The 17530-nt window shown below is 34.2% G+C and carries 10 protein-coding genes; 1 reads left to right on the top strand and 9 read right to left on the bottom strand.

The features are described 5' to 3' along the window. Positions 1-167: 167 nt before the first annotated feature. The 5 genes from ACFSR1_RS01695 to ACFSR1_RS01675 form a co-directional block, all read right to left on the bottom strand. A complete protein-coding gene (locus ACFSR1_RS01695; protein WP_378289000.1) occupies positions 168-1940 on the bottom strand; it encodes an AMP-dependent synthetase/ligase in 1773 nt (590 codons plus the stop codon). A gap of 277 nt (positions 1941-2217) precedes the next feature. Then, on the bottom strand, positions 2218-4629 hold the full coding sequence (locus ACFSR1_RS01690; protein WP_378288998.1) for a M14 family zinc carboxypeptidase: 2412 nt from the start codon (positions 4627-4629) through the stop codon (positions 2218-2220). A 170-nt stretch (positions 4630-4799) separates the two neighbouring features. Beyond that, a complete protein-coding gene (gene purL / locus ACFSR1_RS01685; RefSeq protein ID WP_378288996.1) occupies positions 4800-8468 on the bottom strand; it encodes a phosphoribosylformylglycinamidine synthase in 3669 nt (1222 codons plus the stop codon). 153 nt (positions 8469-8621) lie between these two features. Further along, positions 8622-10445 (bottom strand): endonuclease, encoded by a 1824-nt coding sequence (locus ACFSR1_RS01680; protein WP_378288995.1) that lies wholly within the window; start codon positions 10443-10445, stop codon positions 8622-8624. Positions 10446-10465: 20 nt separating this feature from the next. After that, on the bottom strand, positions 10466-11674 hold the full coding sequence (locus ACFSR1_RS01675; protein WP_378288993.1) for an RsmB/NOP family class I SAM-dependent RNA methyltransferase: 1209 nt from the start codon (positions 11672-11674) through the stop codon (positions 10466-10468). Between the two features lie 76 nt (positions 11675-11750). Between ACFSR1_RS01675 and ACFSR1_RS01670 the strand changes: the two genes are divergently transcribed. Next, positions 11751-12812, top strand: coding sequence for a WD40/YVTN/BNR-like repeat-containing protein (locus ACFSR1_RS01670; RefSeq protein WP_378288991.1), 1062 nt, complete (start codon positions 11751-11753; stop codon positions 12810-12812). A 231-nt stretch (positions 12813-13043) separates the two neighbouring features. Here ACFSR1_RS01670 and ACFSR1_RS01665 read toward each other — a convergent pair whose 3' ends face one another. The 4 genes from ACFSR1_RS01665 to ACFSR1_RS01650 form a co-directional block, all read right to left on the bottom strand. Beyond that, on the bottom strand, positions 13044-13487 hold the full coding sequence (locus tag ACFSR1_RS01665) for a sensor of ECF-type sigma factor (protein ID WP_378288989.1): 444 nt from the start codon (positions 13485-13487) through the stop codon (positions 13044-13046). A gap of 10 nt (positions 13488-13497) precedes the next feature. Then, complete coding sequence (locus ACFSR1_RS01660; protein ID WP_378288987.1) at positions 13498-14142, bottom strand: hypothetical protein; 645 nt, start codon at positions 14140-14142, stop codon at positions 13498-13500. Between the two features lie 31 nt (positions 14143-14173). Continuing rightward, the gene (locus ACFSR1_RS01655) at positions 14174-14716 is read right to left on the bottom strand and encodes an RNA polymerase sigma factor (protein ID WP_378289674.1); all 543 of its coding nucleotides are present in this window, start codon (positions 14714-14716) and stop codon (positions 14174-14176) included. A gap of 984 nt (positions 14717-15700) precedes the next feature. After that, entirely contained in the window at positions 15701-17530 is a 1830-nt protein-coding gene (locus ACFSR1_RS01650; protein ID WP_378288985.1) for an ABC transporter ATP-binding protein, read from the bottom strand.

The following is a 17530-nucleotide window of genomic DNA, read 5'->3' as shown; positions in this document are numbered from 1 at the left end:
TAATAAAAATTTACTATGCACGCATAATAAATTACACAAAATATTACGAAAAGAGTAAGTAATTTACATTTTTCTATTGAATTAATAAAAAAACTCCTCATAAAATGAGGAGTTTACTGATTTAAAGTTAAAGTTTTACACTATACATTTGTAATCAGTGAATTGAATTAGCCATAAATTTTACTATATAGATCTTGATATTTTGCTTTGATTACTCTTCGTTTTAATTTCATAGTAGGAGTAAGGTGTCCTGCATCGATGCTCCATTCGTCTGGGGTAAGCTCAAACTTTTTAATACGTTCCCATTTTCCGAATTTTTCATTATGCTCATCTACTTCTTCCTGGAAACGATCAATAACCGTTTGGTTGCTAACGATCTCGTCATTGGTACTTCCAATAGAAATTCCTTTTCTAGAAGCCCAGTCGTTTAAGAATTCATAGTTTGGCTGAATAAATGCTGCAGGCATTTTTTCTCCATCTCCGATTACCATTATTTGCTCAATGAAACGAGATTGTTTCATTGCGTTTTCTATAACCTGAGGTGCTACATATTTTCCTCCGGATGTTTTGAACATTTCTTTTTTACGATCCGTAATTCGCAAGAAGCCTTCACTGTCAATTTCTCCAATGTCTCCAGTGTGAAAATATCCATCTTTTAGAACTTCTTTGCTTTTTTCTTCGTCTTTATAATAACCGATCATTACTTGTGGACCTTTTACAAGAATCTCACCATCTTCGGCAATTTTAACTTCTGTTTCGGGAAGCATTTTTCCAACGGTACCAATTTTAAAACCTCTGTCTCTAATGTCATTTACAGAAACTACAGGTGACGTCTCCGTCAATCCATAGCCTTCCATTACATTTATACCTGCAGCGTTAAAAACTCTTGCCAATCTGGATTGCAAAGCTGCACTTCCTGATGCTATTACTTTTAGATTTCCACCCAATGCTTCCTGCCATTTACTAAAAATTAGTTTTCTGGCAATACCTAATTTTTTCTCATACCACCAGCCATTAGCACCATAGGGTTCATATTTTAGTCCTAGTTCAACCGCCCAGAAAAATAATTTCTTTTTTACACCTGTTAGATCCGCTCCTTTAGCAATGATTTTATCATATACTTTTTCTAGCAATCTAGGAACAGCTGTCATCATATCAGGCTGTATCTCTTTTAAGTTATCACTTATTGTTTCCAAAGATTCGGCAAAGTAAATACCTATACCTCGATATTGGTATAGATACATTAACATTCTTTCGTAGATATGACAAACAGGTAAAAAACTCAATGCTTTGACTTCTCCTCCAAATTCTGCAAATCTAGTGGAACTATGCAAGGCATTAGTTACTATGTTTTTATGACTTAACATAACTCCTTTTGGTCTACCTGTAGTTCCAGAGGTATATATTAAGGTAGCAAGATCATCTTCTTTTACAGAAGCCATTAAATTCTCAACTTCTTCTTGATTACTATCATCCTTACCAAGTTCTAATACTTTATTCCAGCTATCGCAACCTTCTACATCATTAAAAGAGTATACTCCTTTCAAGGAAGGTACATTGCCTTTGATATTATTTACTTTTTGTAAAACTTCATCGTCTGATACAAAACAATATACAGATTCTGAATGGTTTAATACATACTCATAATCTTCTTGAGAAATTGTTGGGTAAATAGGCACATCTTGTGCCGCAATCTGTAAAACACCGATATCAACAATATTCCATTCCGTTCTGTTATTAGATGAAATGATAGCAACCTTATCATTTGGTTTAACACCTAATCGTAATAAACCACGGCTGATCTGATTAGCTTTTTCTACATATTCCTTGGTGGAAGTGGCAACCCACTCACCGTTATATTTTGTAACTAAAGCTTTGTCTAAATTGTATTTCTCTAATTGATAATGTGGGAAATCAAATAATCTAGTAATTGTATTCATACGTTGTTTCAGATATTTTACTCTGTTTTTAAAGACCTTTAAGTTAATCATAATGTTTCAAAAAAACACACGATTAATTGTTGTTATAAAGTTGCACAAAAAGTTTGACTTTTTTCTTTAAAATTCTCTTTCTGTTTTAAAAGTGGAGAATTTAAAAACTACTATGCGTGCATAGTTTCGCAAATTATAAAAAATCTAATAAAATACAACTCTAATATATAAAAAAAGGAGCTATCTTTTGACAACTCCTTAAGTTTTATGGGTTTTAGTTGAATAATTATTGTTTTAAAATTTTAAAAGTTTTGACGCTGCCATCCATTTCTATGGTAAGGAAGTATAATCCAGAATCTAGTTTTAAGATATTAAATTCTTGATTACCAGAAGTGTTATTTTTTTTATAGACTTCTTGACCAATTACATTTCTAAGCCTAAGATTAAATATTTTAGAAGAGGAAGGAGCTATTTTTAAGATATTATTTACAGGATTTGGAAAAACTTTAAATTCTGAGAACACATTATCCCTAACATCTAAGACAGTTTGATTGACAGCATTTATTTTTAGGTCGTCAAAAAAGAAACCATCTTCTTCTGTGGCACTGTCAGAAACAAATTGAAAACGAACTTTTATAGTTTCACCAAGGTAATCACTAAGACTAATTTCTTCTAATACCCAATCTGTTTGAGTTCCGTCATACAGAGGTTCTCCCGTTGGTTGTCCCGAATTTGTACTTCCGGAGTTGGTAAACTTTCCACACTGTGGAATCCAAGAATTTCCATTATCGATTGACACTTCAAATTGTGTGTAATCCCAGTTGTTTTCAATATCCCATTTGGCATAGAATTGAACATTTGCAAATGTAGCATCACTAAGATCAATACTTTGAGTAAGCTCAATGGTTTTGTTCTCATTTGAGTTATAGTTACCTGTTGGAGATTCCGTTATTGACGCATTAGAAGATACAAAAGCGGATGTGGTTGTAGACCAGCCGGATTGCGTATAACCGGTTAAGCTATTTGCATTATTATTGACTATGCTCTGAATAGCTCCATATTTTTTAGTAACATTAATCGACTCCGTAATTAAGCCTCCATTGATCTGAATGGTGTAAGAGATGTCGTCACCTATCTGAATTGAACTATCAACAATTATTTCAATACTATCGGAGATATCCGTTCCGATCTCAGTGTCTGTATAGCTTTTTGTACTACCAACACTAGTGATATTGCCGGATATAGGTAAGATGTTTACCGTAAAATTTCCGTTTCCAGTTACACCTAATCTTTTCAGCGAATAGTTTGCATCGAAAGTAGTAGTTTCTCCAATAAAGATGCTACCGGTGCTTTCTATGTGAGCATAGTTATTCGTCATTTTGGCAGCAGTAAGATTCAGATACATCATTTCTTTACAAATTCCATCAATAAGATTAGATGTCGGCCAGAAATCGGTTCCTACTTCCGGAGTGAAAGAAAAAATTTTGTTGTGAGGTTGTGTTGTCCCTCCATACATGAAATCATCACTATCACCTGAAAAAGGTGCATCTCTTATAGGGTTATAACCATTTTGCGATGTGAGTTCTGCACCTATCGCTACAAAAATATCTTCATCTGGGGTTGGTTTGTTTGCGGCATAGGAGTAAGGAAAGAATAGTAGCTCACCAAAAGTATGATTGTTCAATGCAATCATAAAATCGTGTTGCTCGATAAACCATTTCATTGCTTGATTTTCTACTTCAGAGAAAGCGCTTGTACCGTGATAGGTTGAAGAATTCATATTGCTCGATGATCCCGGACCGCTCCAAATTGCAGTTGCAGAAGTTCCATCAGGATAATGATCATAGTTACGATTATTGTCTACACCACCATTATTTCCCGAAGCATTAAATCTGTTTTTTCTCCAATTTCCAAATCCATTAGGATTAGTTACTTGATTGTATAGATATCCATCGGGGTTTACAACAGGGACAAAATACAATTCTGTATTGTCAACAATTTGTTTGATATCTGTATCAGAGTTGTAATTTTCTAATAGATACCACATATAATAAATAAGCTGCGATAAACTTGCAGGTTCTCTGGCATGATGTATGGCGTCATATAAAATTTCTGATTCATTTTCATCTACATCTGGATTGTCAGAGATACGAACCCATTGAATCGCGTTGCCGCCAATAGATGGAGTAACAGAATTATCTGGGGTGCCATTTGTTAAGAAAGTTCCGATATTTGCTCTTGCAGAAATAAGATTTGGATATTGTGTGCGCATGGCATCCAGATTGTTTAACATTTCCTGGTAGGTCAAATATCCTCCCATAGATCCTAATTCAAAATTAGATGGAGTTGGGTAGTCTAATGTGGTTTCATTACCAGAAGGACAGGTCAGGTTTCGGGTAGTTTTTTGAGTTTTGGCGATTTCATTTCGCCTAAGAAAATCTGCTTCAGCATCTTCAATAATAATGTCTACTTGAAAACCAAGATTTCTTGCAATTTCAATTTCTGTTGAAGAATAATCAGAGATAATAAAGATTCCGCGTTTATGTTGACCGTGATCCATAGGCACGCCTGCCTTCATAAGCCTTTGAAAACCCTCAGGAGTATTGTACGTGATTTTAGCTCTGCTATAGGTTGGTTTTATTTGTGCAACAGAGAAAGCCGAAACCAATAGAAATATGGCTATGAATAGTTTTTTCAAGGTTTGCGTATTTAGGTTTAAAAAATGATATTGTTCATGTAACTGTAAAAATACCAATTAAATTGTCATTGATATATTACAGGTATATCTGTGTAACTGTTATCTGTGTAAAACAGTTTAGTAAAAACAAACCCTAAATTTTTTTAATGCAACGTTAAATGTTCTCTTTATCATTGTTGATTTTCAATCCATAATCGAGCATTAACAAAACCTTCTATCCAAGGCGATACTTCATCTTGTCTGCCTTTTGGGTAATTGGCCCAATTCCATTGAAAAGTAGAACGTTCTATATGAGGCATCATCACCAAATGGCGTCCTGTTGTATCACACATCATAGCAGTGTTGTAATCTGATCCGTTGGGATTAGCTGGATATCCTTGGTAGCCATATTTTGCAACTATATTGTACTGATCTTCAGAAAGAGGAAGGTTAAATTTTCCTTCACCATGTGAAATCCAAACCCCTAAGGTGCTTCCTGCTAAAGAAGATAACATTACAGAATTGTTTTCCTGAATTTTTACCGAAGTAAATCCACTTTCGTGTTTATGAGAATCATTATGATGCATTTTTCCGTGTTCACTATGCTCAGGATTGATTACTTCTAACTCCATAAATAACTGGCATCCGTTACAGATTCCGACGGATAATGTATCTTCTCTTTTGAAAAAGTTTTTGAGAGCTGTATTCGCTTTTTCATTATAAAGGAAAGCACCTGCCCAACCTTTTGCGGAACCAAGAACATCGCTATTCGAGAATCCACCAACTGCTCCAATAAACTGAATATCTTCTAATGTTTCACGACCTGAGATCAGGTCGGTCATATGCACATCTTTTACGTCAAAACCAGCCAGATACATAGCATTGGCCATTTCACGCTCAGAATTACTTCCTTTTTCACGAATAATAGCTGCTTTGGGTTTTGGTTTGGTCCTATCAATTACCGGAAGTTTTCCAGTAAATTGCTTCGGAAATGTATATTGTAAAGGTTGCTTAGCAAAATTGTCAAAACGATCTTTTGCAAGGTTATTTGCAGTTTGCTTTTGATCTAAAAGAAAGGAAGTCTTAAACCATACTTTTCTTAAAGCATCAACATCAAGGCTGTAAGAATCGTCTGAGTTCTTGATTTCTAAGGTTTCTTTTTGGGTTGTCTTACCAATTTTGAAAAACTCAAGATTATTTTTAGAAAGAATAGTTTCAATATCAGAATTTGGCGCACTTTGGAATACAATTCCTGCGTTTTCCGCAAAAAGTAACTTAATAGTGTCTTGTTCTCCTAGTTCCGAAAGATCTAATATTGCTCCTAAATTTACATCAGCAAAACATAACTCTAATAAAGTAGTAATCAAACCACCGGAGGCTACGTCATGACCAGCAACAATTTTGCTATCTCTTATTAGTTGCTGAATAGTATTAAAAGTATTTTTAAAATTCGCCGAATTATTAATACTAGGAGCTTCAGAACCAATTTTATTGATTACTTGTGAAAAGGAAGATCCTCCTAGTTTATACGTATCCTGAGATAAATTAATATAATAGATGTCTCCACCATCTTTTTGAAGCACTGGTTCTACTACCTTGGTAATATCGTTACAATTTGCTGCCGCAGATATAATAACAGTTCCCGGAGAAATTACTTCTTCGTTAGGATATTTCTGCTTCATCGAAAGTGAATCTTTACCGGTAGGTACATTGATTCCTAAATCAATAGCAAAATCAGAAATTGCTTTTACAGCTTTATATAAACGAGCATCTTCACCTTCATTTTTACAAGGCCACATCCAGTTAGCGGATAAAGAAATAGATTGTAATCCATCTTTTAAAGGAGCCCAAACGATATTGGTTAAAGCCTCGGCTATAGAATTTTTACTTCCTGCTTCAGGGTCGATCAATCCAGAAATAGGAGAGTGGCCAATAGAAGTAGCGATACCTTCTTTAGAGGTGTAATCCAATGCCATTACTCCACAATTATTCAATGGTAATTGTAGTGGTCCCGTACATTGTTGTTTCGCTACTTTTCCGCCAACACAGCGGTCGACTTTATTTGTTAACCAATCTTTACAAGCAACTGCTTCTAGTTGTAGTACTTGTTCAAGATAGGTATGAATATTTTCTTTTTGGTATGAAATTTCCTGATAATTACGATCAATTGTTTTATCAGTCATAATAGTTTTAGGAGAACTCCCAAACATATCTTCTAGAGCCAGATCCATCGGTTTGTCACCTTTGGTCTTGGATTCGAAAGTAAAACGGTCATCGCCCGTTACATCTCCTACCTGATACATCGGAGAACGTTCTCGCTCTGCAATACGTTCTAAAGTGTTAATATCTTTCTGTCCGATCACCAATCCCATTCTTTCCTGAGACTCATTACCAATAATTTCTTTGGCTGACAGCGTAGGGTCACCAACAGGAAGTTTATCTAAATCGATTTTTCCTCCGGTTTCTTCTACCAATTCAGAAAGGCAATTAAGATGTCCGCCTGCTCCGTGATCGTGAATAGAAACGATCGTATTTACATCACTTTCTACCATACCACGAATGGCATTGGCAGCACGTTTTTGCATTTCAGGATTAGAACGTTGGATAGCATTTAATTCGATACCACTACTGAATTCTCCCGTGTCTGCTGAAGAAACTGCGGCTCCACCCATACCAATTCGATAATTTTCACCACCAAGAATGACAATTTTATCTCCGGTTTCAGGTTTGTCTTTAAGTGCTTGCTCAGCTTTACCATACCCAATTCCGCCAGCCTGCATAATTACTTTATCAAACCCTAGTTTGCGAGCATCTTCTTCATGTTCAAAAGTTAGAATAGATCCAGTAATTAGTGGTTGCCCGAATTTGTTTCCAAAATCCGAAGCTCCATTCGAAGCTTTGATCAGAATATCTACAGGTGTTTGGTATAACCATTTTCTTTCTTCTACTGCTTGCTCCCAAGGACGGTTTTCTTCTAATCGCGAGTAGGAAGTCATATAAACTGCTGTTCCTGCTAACGGTAATGAACCTTTTCCTCCAGCGAGACGGTCTCTGATTTCTCCACCAGAACCTGTAGCCGCACCATTAAAAGGTTCTACCGTGGTAGGAAAATTATGTGTCTCAGCTTTCAGTGAGATTACACTTTCGAACGGTGTTTCTTGATAGAAATCAGGTTTGTCGGCACTTTTTGGTGCAAACTGAGTTACCTTTGGCCCTTTAATAAAAGCTACGTTATCTTTATATGCAGAAACAATATCGTTAGGATGTGTTTTTGAGGTTTTCTTTATTAATTTAAAAAGAGAAGTAGGTTGTTCTTCTCCATCAATAATAAAGGTTCCATTGAATATTTTGTGCCTACAGTGTTCTGAATTCACCTGAGAAAATCCAAATACTTCAGAATCTGTTAACTTTCTTCCTATTTTTTCTGCCACACCTTCCAGGTAGGCTACTTCTTCACTACTAAGTGCTAGACCTTCTGCTTTATTATAAGCTTCGATATCATCAATTTCCAGAATCGCTTCAGGTTCAATATCAATGGTGTATATGTCTTGATTAAGACCTACATACTTTTGCGAAAGCATAGGATCAAAATCGGTAAAATCCTCTGCTACTGATTGAAACTCTTCAATACGAATGATCCCTTCGATTCCCATATTTTGGGTTATCTCTACCGCATTGGTACTCCATGGTGTGATCATTGCGGCTCGTGGACCAACAAAAAAAGCGTCAATAGACGCCGATGAAATTTTAGGTTGGTTGCCAAATAACCATACTAATTTTTTAATGTTTTCAGTTGAGATTTCATTAGTGGTTTGTACCGCAAATACGTTCTCATTTTGGTTTCCGAAGAAGTGGATCATGCTCCCAGACTTTGTGTTGTTTTTAATAAGCTGCAAATTTACTATTTTATATAGAAAGTATGGTATAAAACTTAAGAGGAATAATCGAGTTATTCACTAAATTTTAAACAATACTATAAATAAAAAAAAGCGGCTTAATTGCCGCTTTTCTTTTTATCGTATGATTACCTTTTTGGTAATACTTCGCTGAGATGAAATAATCTCTACAAGCAGCATTCCTTGAGGCAGGTTTGATAGCTGAATAATTTCTTCGAGATTATTCTTTGCTATGATTCGTCTACCTGTCAAGTCATAAATATTTAATTCAACATTCTTACCATTAGGAATATTAATGGTTATAAAACCATCTGTTGACGGATTTGGATACACCTTCAGATTTTCCAGAGATAAGTCATTCACGCTTAATAAAGGGTCAAAGCAAGTCCAACTAAGGTCGTCCACAGCTACTCTGTTATTGCCACTGTCTTCGGTAATAACAACTACCACATTTCCGCTTACATTAATATCATTTAATATTGTTGTCTGTACGGTATCGTCGTAGGGAATAGTTCCGACTAAACTTCCATTGACATATACATTAAAATTACCAGTTGTACCCGTAAACTTACGTTGGGTAGTTACTGTCAGGTTTCCAATACCACCAGAAATCGATGGCGATGTCAGCGTTCCATTATCTGTTCCTCTTCCGTCAAGGGTAATCGCAGCTCCTGTGATTGTTTGATCTGTTCTGGCCTCTGTGGCAGTCCACATTCCTCCATCATCACCGCTCCACATAACTGTGGTGTAAGAACTGGATGCAGCTCCTATATTAGTAAATGTTTCTGTCGCACAATCACCTCCTCCGGTTCCGGCTAAGGTTGTTCCATTTACAGCGTTGCTCTGTGCAGATTCATTTCCTGCAGCGTCTTTGGCTAAAACTGTAAAAGAATAGGTGGTTTCTGCGCTTAAACCATTTACAGTTGTACTCGTAGTCGCCACTGATTTATTAAATACTGAATTTACATATACATCATATTCGGTTACAGCAGTGTTGTCAGTAGAAGCTGTCCAGGAAACATCAATGCTATTCGAGGTTTCGTTAGATACCATCAAGTTTGTTGGAACTGTTGGTGCTTCAGTGTCTACTGTTACATTCCATATCATTTGCACATACTCGGGATGGTCAATAAATGGGTTTCTGTTATTTTGTCTGGCAAAAATAGCATCATTTCTATCTAATTCTCTCTGTGATACCGGATCTAACAAATGCCAGGTGACAAGAATACTTAAAAAAGTATCATCAAAAACCTGATCACTAGTTCCATTAAACATTGTATATGAATAACCAGCTACATTATCTTCATAGCGAGTCGCAAAATAGAAATGCATTCTAGCGATATCTCCTTTAAACTCATCAATAGGCTCGAAAACCGTAGCAGTATATCCAGCTGAATATCCAGCATCTAGATTATTACCTCTTTTTGAATTATTTGTTGTGGTTAGGTTTGCAGTTTCTACTCTTCCAAATGGGAGACTACCACGTGCACCATTTACAAATTTATCGGAAGGAACTACAAAATGAGCATCTGAACGTTGTGGCGTAACCTGACTAAATACAGATTGCGGAATTATATGTTCACGGTTATAGAATTGACCTTCTGCAGTTCCGCCAGATCCAGGGTCCTGATCGGTAAAATGAGTATATTCTTTCACATCCATACCGGTTGGATTTTCAGTATACATATCTAGAACGGTACCATTATTCTCATAGTAAAAATCAGAGTCAGAAGTGACATACGTTGTGTACAATCCAGCGTAACCAGGGTCTGTGGATTGAAATTCCGGTGTTAAACCATCATTATCACTATCAATAATGTTTTTTAATTGTGTTTTTAAGGTGTATCCTGATCCGGTTGCAGAGTCATAATATCCCGCAGGAACTTGGCTAAAGCCAATGCAAAATGTACAAAGTGCTATTAAAAGTAATTTTGTTTTCATTGTATGTTATGTAAGTTGTGTTATTTTCTTTCTAGCAATGCCATATAAAATCCATCAAATCCAGATTCTGAAGAAAGCACTTTTTTATCTTTTACAAAGATAAACTCTTTTCCTATTTCTTTGGTTAAGAATTCTTTAACCTGATTTTGGTTTTCTGATGGTAAAATAGAACAGGTAGCGTACACCAATTTTCCGCCTGGTTTTACCATTTTAGAATAACTTTCTAATATCTCCGATTGCGTTTGTCTGATTTTATCCAGAAACTCCGGTTGTAATTTCCATTTAGCATCGGGATTTCTGCTTAAAACACCTAATCCACTACAGGGGGCATCGATCAGAACACGATCTGCTTTTCCGTATAATTTCTTAATATCCTTTGTGCTCTCGATGGTTCTAGGCTCTATATTATGTGCTCCTGCACGCCTAGCTCTTCTTTTTAGTTCTTTTAATTTATTGCTATAGATATCCATAGCAATAATCTGACCTTTATTTTCCATCAGTGCTGCCAAATGAAGTGTTTTTCCTCCAGCTCCTGCACAAGTATCAATAACGCGTTGCCCTGGTTTTACTTCTAAAAAATCAGCTACCAATTGGGATGAACCATCTTGTACTTCAAATAATCCATTTTTAAAAGCTTCTGTAGAGAATACATTCGCTCTTTCTGTAAGCTGAAGTGCAGATGGATACCCTTTTATGAACTCTGTATCGATATTTTCATCTTCAAGAATACTTCTAAGTTTGTCTCTGGTTATTTTCAGAGAATTGGCTCTTAGAACTACTGGTGCTTGTTGATTTAAGGCAGCAATTTCTTTATCCCATTTAGCTCCTAATTCTTTTTCTCCTAATTCATCCATCCAGTCAGGAATAGACTCTCTGAATTTTCTGGTATTACTTAGTTCATCAAAACGACCTTTAATACGTCTGGTTGGAGTAGGCTCGATTTGTTTCCAATCTGGTAATGTAATTCCTCTTAATGTTGCCCAAACGGCAAAGATTCTCCATAGATTTTCTCTGGAAAAGGGTTCTGAAACATCAGCAATTTCTGCATACAGACGTTTCCAACGTACAATATCATATACAGTCTCAGCTACAAAACTCCGATCACGAGATCCCCATCGCTTGTCACGTTTTAATAACTTTTGAACTACCTTATCGGCATAAGCTCCTTCATTAAATATTTCGCTAAGTCCATCAATAACAGCAAAGACCAGATTTCTATGTAAACGCATCCTTTATTTTTTTAGGGTTTGCAAAGGTAGTTCTTTGCTTTAGAATAGTATTATATTTGATTCAAAAATATTGGGGATGAGATTTTTAATATTGTTATTGATGGCAGTTTTCTTTATGAACTGTAATTCTGAAGTTCAAAAAGTAATTAGACATGATTTTACAGAAGTTGTCATTGAACCTTTTTTTAATGATTCTATAAGCATCAGAGCTATAGGAGTAAATGATGATCTGTTAATGTTTGCTGGCAATAATGGTATGTATGGAACTTTTGAAATAGACCATGAATTCAAAATAAAAAATAAGATAGTCGAGATTTTGGATTTTGAAGGAAAGAAAATTCATTTTAGAGCTATTGCTGATACTGAGACTGATTTATTTCTATTAAGTATTGTATCACCAGCATTGTTGTACAAAATTGATAAAGATACTAGAGAAAAGAAGTTGGTTTATAAAGAGGATCACGAAAAGGCTTTTTATGATGCAATAGCATTTTGGAATGACAAAGAAGGAATTGCGATGGGAGATCCGACAGACGGATGTTTGTCTATTATTATTACAAGAGATGGAGGAGAAACCTGGAATAAGATATCTTGTAATGAATTACCAAAAACCATGGAAGGAGAAGCTGCTTTTGCGGCAAGTAATGGAAATATAGCAATTGTAGGTGATCACACTTGGATCGTTTCGGGTGGTAAGAAATCCAGAGTATTTTATTCTTCAGATAAAGGAAATAATTGGAGTGTTTCTGAAACACCGATAATTCAAGGTACTGAAACTACCGGAGCATATTCGGTGGATTTTTATGATGAAAATAACGGGATAATTTTTGGAGGTGATTATACAAAACCAAAAGGAAATCAAGAAAATAAAGCGATTACAGTAGATGGAGGTAAGACTTGGAATGTAGTTGCAGATGGAGTAGGAGCAGGCTATAAAAGCTGTGTTAGATATATGCCTAATAGTGGAGGTAAAGAAATGGTAGCAATAGGTTTTACAGGAATATCAATTTCGAATGACTCTGGAAATACCTGGAATGATATTAGTGAAGAAAGCTTTTATACGATCCGATTTATAAATGACAGTATAGCTATTGCAGCCGGAAAGAACAGAATTGCAAAATTGATTTTTAAACCCTGATTATGTATTGGAAAATCTATTACAACTTCTAACCACTGCAAAACATATTGTTTTACTATGTTTTTAAGCTTAACCATTGCAATGCTATGCTGAAACTTATAAAACATCATGTTTTATAGCAGTTGAAACTTTCATAACGGAGTTCCAATACATAATAAGGGTTAAACAAAAAAGTAAATGATAAAGGGATCCCATTTACTTTTTATTCAAAATCAGCAAGATTTTTTATGGTCAATTTCCTTGTCGTCTGTCACGTAACTGTTTTAGAAGCCTTTTATTAAAATCCATTTCAGCTTTTACAAGCTTTAGAATTTTTTTATGGGGAATAATCTGCCTCAAATCTGTGATTAGCTTTTTTCGAGCAATAAACTTTTCCTCTTCAGCTAAAAGGTAATTATTTAAAAAATCTTCAGCTTCTTTTTCATTTAAATTTTCAAAGCCATTTGTCTCTTTAAGCGCCCTTACAGATTTTCGTTCTTTCCTTTTCAAGCTTTCCATCGTATCTTCGTGTTCATTGTAAATTGGCCAAAACTGTTGTGCTTCTTTACTGCTTAAATCCAATTGTTCTGTTATATAAGCTATTTTTAAAGCTTTTACTCTTCCTCTGGGACCTCTTTGGGAATAGGAAACGTTAATGGTAAAAACAATAATAAATAGTAATAGTATCTTTTTCATGTGTTCTTTTTTATTCAACATATATAATCTCATCAGCTAACTCTTCATCCGATAAATAATTTTCTAATTCTTCATCGCTAATTTCATCCTCATTGATGGTATTTACAAAACTAATATTGTCATCCAACAACTCTGCAATTTCTGCATCACTAATTTCTGCGTTCCCTTCTTCAAAGTATTCCTGAATATCAGTAAGAGCTAACGTGTCAAAACTAAATGAGTCAGCTCTATTACTGTTTATTGAAACAGAGATAATCATGGCGATCATAGCTGCAATACCAGAAACGTATAGAATATTCTTTCTAGTGAAGAGCGATACTACTTTGGTGTCTGGATTTGCTCCAATCGTTTTTTGCAAAATAGTGTTTTCTACATTTTCGAAGTAATTGTCAGGAGTCGTTAATCCAGTTTTTAAATTATCAGCAAGAGTAGAAGAATCATTTTTGTCTATATTCAGTTTTTGCATCAGCTGATTCTCAAACGTATCGAAATAACTATCAGGTTCTTTTAAACCAGAAGATATTTTATTAGACACTATGGAATCCTCTTGGTCTTCTTGAGAAATTTTCTCAAAAAGTCTCTTTTCGAATGTATCGAAATAGTTATCAGGAACTTTGAATCCTTCTTTGTTGTTATGTAAATTATTTTTTTTCACTATATATATGACGATGTAAAGGTAAAAAGGTTTAATTTGATTTTAGGAATTCTTCGATTTTTTTAGAAGCTAAATGATAGGAAGCTTTTAAAGCACCTTCGCTAGTTTCCAAAATTTCTGATATTTCCTTGTATTTCAGCTCCTGAAAATACTTCATATTAAATACTTGCTGTTGTTTTTGAGGTAACAAGGCAATAGCTTTCTGTAATTTTAACTGAATTTCATCGCCTTCAAAATAAACATCTGCTTCCAGATTTTGAATAAGTTGTTGCTGTAATTCTTCGTTACTTATATTATATTTTCTTGCCTTTTGATTTAAGAAGGTAATGGACTCGTTAGTGGCTATTCTATACATCCAAGAATACAATTTGCTATCTCCTTTAAACTTAGATATGTTTTTATATACTTTAATGAATACATTTTGTAGTATATCATCTGTATCGTCGTGGTTTTTAACCATATTTCTAATATGCCAATATAATCTTTGTTTATATGCAGCAACAAGTTTGGTAAAGGCACTATTAATGTCTTTATCCGTTTGTAATGCGATAAGTAAATTTTCTTCTTCTTGAATATTCAAAAGTAAAATAGATTTAGAAGGGGTTAGTCTTTATTGATATGGTAGTTAGACTAAAATACGGAAAAAAGGTTTAATAAGATATAAAAAATTATTTTTGTAGGAATTTGTAAGAATATTTGATAATTGAATAGATTAATTACAATTATTTTAGATTAAATACACAAAATGTTTGGTTGTTTGTAAAATTATCGTATCTTTACATCGTGATAAAGAGTTAATACTTTCATTTCCCCCAAGGTGAAAGTTTTTTAAAGAATTATGTTTTCATTTTAGAATAAGCCCCTAGATTAAGATGATTTGTTTGAATTAAAAAAGAGCGTGGAGACGCTCTTTTTTTTATGTCCTGAAATTACACTAAAAATAATTGAGTGAGCATGTTTAATTTTAAAGTAGGAAAAAGATTACTTTTTAGTGATTTAGTTAAGATTAAGTATGATAAAAAACATTATTTTTAGATAAAATGCACAAAAAATTTGGTTAATTAAAAAAAAGTAATATCTTTACATCGTAATAATGAGTTATCACTTTCATTTTCCCCAAGGTGAAAGTTTTTAATAAAAGTGAGTTTTAATTTTAGATTAAGCCCCTAAATTAAGATGATTTGTGTGAAGAAAAAGAGTGCGAAAGCACTCTTTTTTATTTGCAGTACTTTCTTTTTGATTTCCCGTAGGTTTAGAACAACTTTCTTTTTTATATTTTAAAAGTAGGAATAAGATTACTTTTTGTTTCGTTTTTAATTAAACAAATGTTAAAGTACACTTTTTTATAGATAAAATACACAAATTTATTTGGTGGTATGTGAATTGATTGTATATTTACACCGTAAAAATGAGTTATTGCTTTCATTTCCCCCAAAGTGGAAGTTTTTATAAAAGTGAGTTTTAATTTTAGATTAAGCCCCTAAATTAAGATGATTTGTGTGAAGAAAAAGAGCGTGGAGACGCTCTTTTTTATTTTTATATATTTGGTAATCAGTAATTAACTGTCGAACGACTGCATCGTAACCAATTTTTGATAAGCTCCATTTTTTGCAATTAGTTTTTCGTGAGTACCTTGCTCTACTATCTTTCCCTTTTGCATTACGACGATTAAATCTGAATTTTGTATAGTAGATAGTCTATGTGCGATCACGATACTGGTTCGATTTTTCATCATATTTTCTAAGGCGGATTGTACCAATCTTTCACTTTCTGTATCTAATGCTGAGGTAGCCTCGTCCAGAATCATTATCGGGGGATTTTTAAGTACAGCTCGTGCAATAGAGAGTCTTTGTTTCTGTCCACCGCTTAATTTATTACCACTGTCGCCAATATTGGTTTCTATACCTTTAGGTAGGTCTTTTACAAATTCCCAGGCATTCGCAATTTTCAAAGCTGCTATAATTTCATCTTCGGATGCATTCTCATCGCCAATCAATAAATTATTCTTAATAGTATCATTAAAAAGGATAGAGTCTTGAGTCACAAGTCCCATTAATCCTCTCAATGAATTTTTAGTGATATCTCTAATATCAACTCCATCTATTTTTATGGCTCCTTGATTGACATCATAAAATCGTGTTACGAGGTTCGCGATCGTAGATTTACCGCTACCGGATTGTCCAACGAGCGCTACCGATTTTCCTTTAGGAACATGTAAAGTAAAGTTGTTCAACACATACTCATCTTCATATTTAAAAGATATACTCTCTAAAAGAATATCAGTATCGAAGTTCTTTTTATCAACTGCTCCGGGTTTATCTTGTAGTGGAGATGCTGTGTTAAGAATTTCCAATACGCGCTCTGCTGCAGCATTTCCTCTCTTTACTCCATAACTTGCTTTAGAAATTGCTTTAGCTGGAGTTAAGATATTATAAGCAAGACCCATATATACTAGAAATGCACTTGCTTCCAAAGACTTATCAATGAAAACCATCCTGCCTCCATACCATAATAAAATAGCGATTACGCAAATCCCTAAAAATTCACTAGTAGGTGATGCTAAATTTTGTCTGTTTAATAAAGAATTAGAAAATTTATAAAATCTAGAAGTAGATTCTTGGAATTTATTACCAAAGATATTTTCTGCATTAAATCCTTTTATAACCTTCAAGCCGCCAAGAGTTTCTTCAATTATTGAAAGAAAATTACCTTGTTCTTTTTGTACTTTATCAGAGTGTTTTTTTAAAGATTTTCCAATCTTAGATATCAAAAATCCGGAAACAGGGATAAAAATAAAAACGAAAACAGTCAATTTAACGCTAATTCCAAACATCACTATAATAGTGAATATGATCATTAATGGTTCTCTAACAATCAACTCGAGTATAGAAAGAAAAGAATGTTGTATTTCTAATACATCTGTAGAGATTCGTGCAATAACATCTCCTTTTCGTTTTTCGGAGAAATAACCAATTGGGAGATTAGTGATTTTTCCATATAGTTTATCTCTCATGTCTCTAAGAACACCGTTTCTTAAATAGGTAATAAAAAACATAGCCAGATAATTAAAGATGTTTTTTATAAAAAACATAGAAATTACCAACCCTACCATTACCGTTAACACATATATTTCACCGTGTTCTTCTGTTTTTAGAGTTACGAAATAATTTAAATAGTCCTCAAGAAAGGATTTTAATTCTGTTATCCCTTGGTATTTGGGTTCGATGTAAACTGGTTCTGTTTCACCTAACAAAACACTAAGCATGGGAATCAATGAAATAAATGATAGTGTGCCAAACAGCGCATAAAAAATATTACAAATAATATTTAGGATCCCATAAGATTTATAAGGTTTCGCAAAGCGAAGAATTTGTTTGAAATAGTTCAT

Origin of the sequence: Aquimarina rubra (assembly GCF_042684305.1) — a bacterium.
Taxonomy (GTDB): domain Bacteria; phylum Bacteroidota; class Bacteroidia; order Flavobacteriales; family Flavobacteriaceae; genus Aquimarina; species Aquimarina rubra.
Note: the sequence above shows the minus strand (reverse complement) of the source record. Positions and strands in the feature narration are given on the sequence as shown.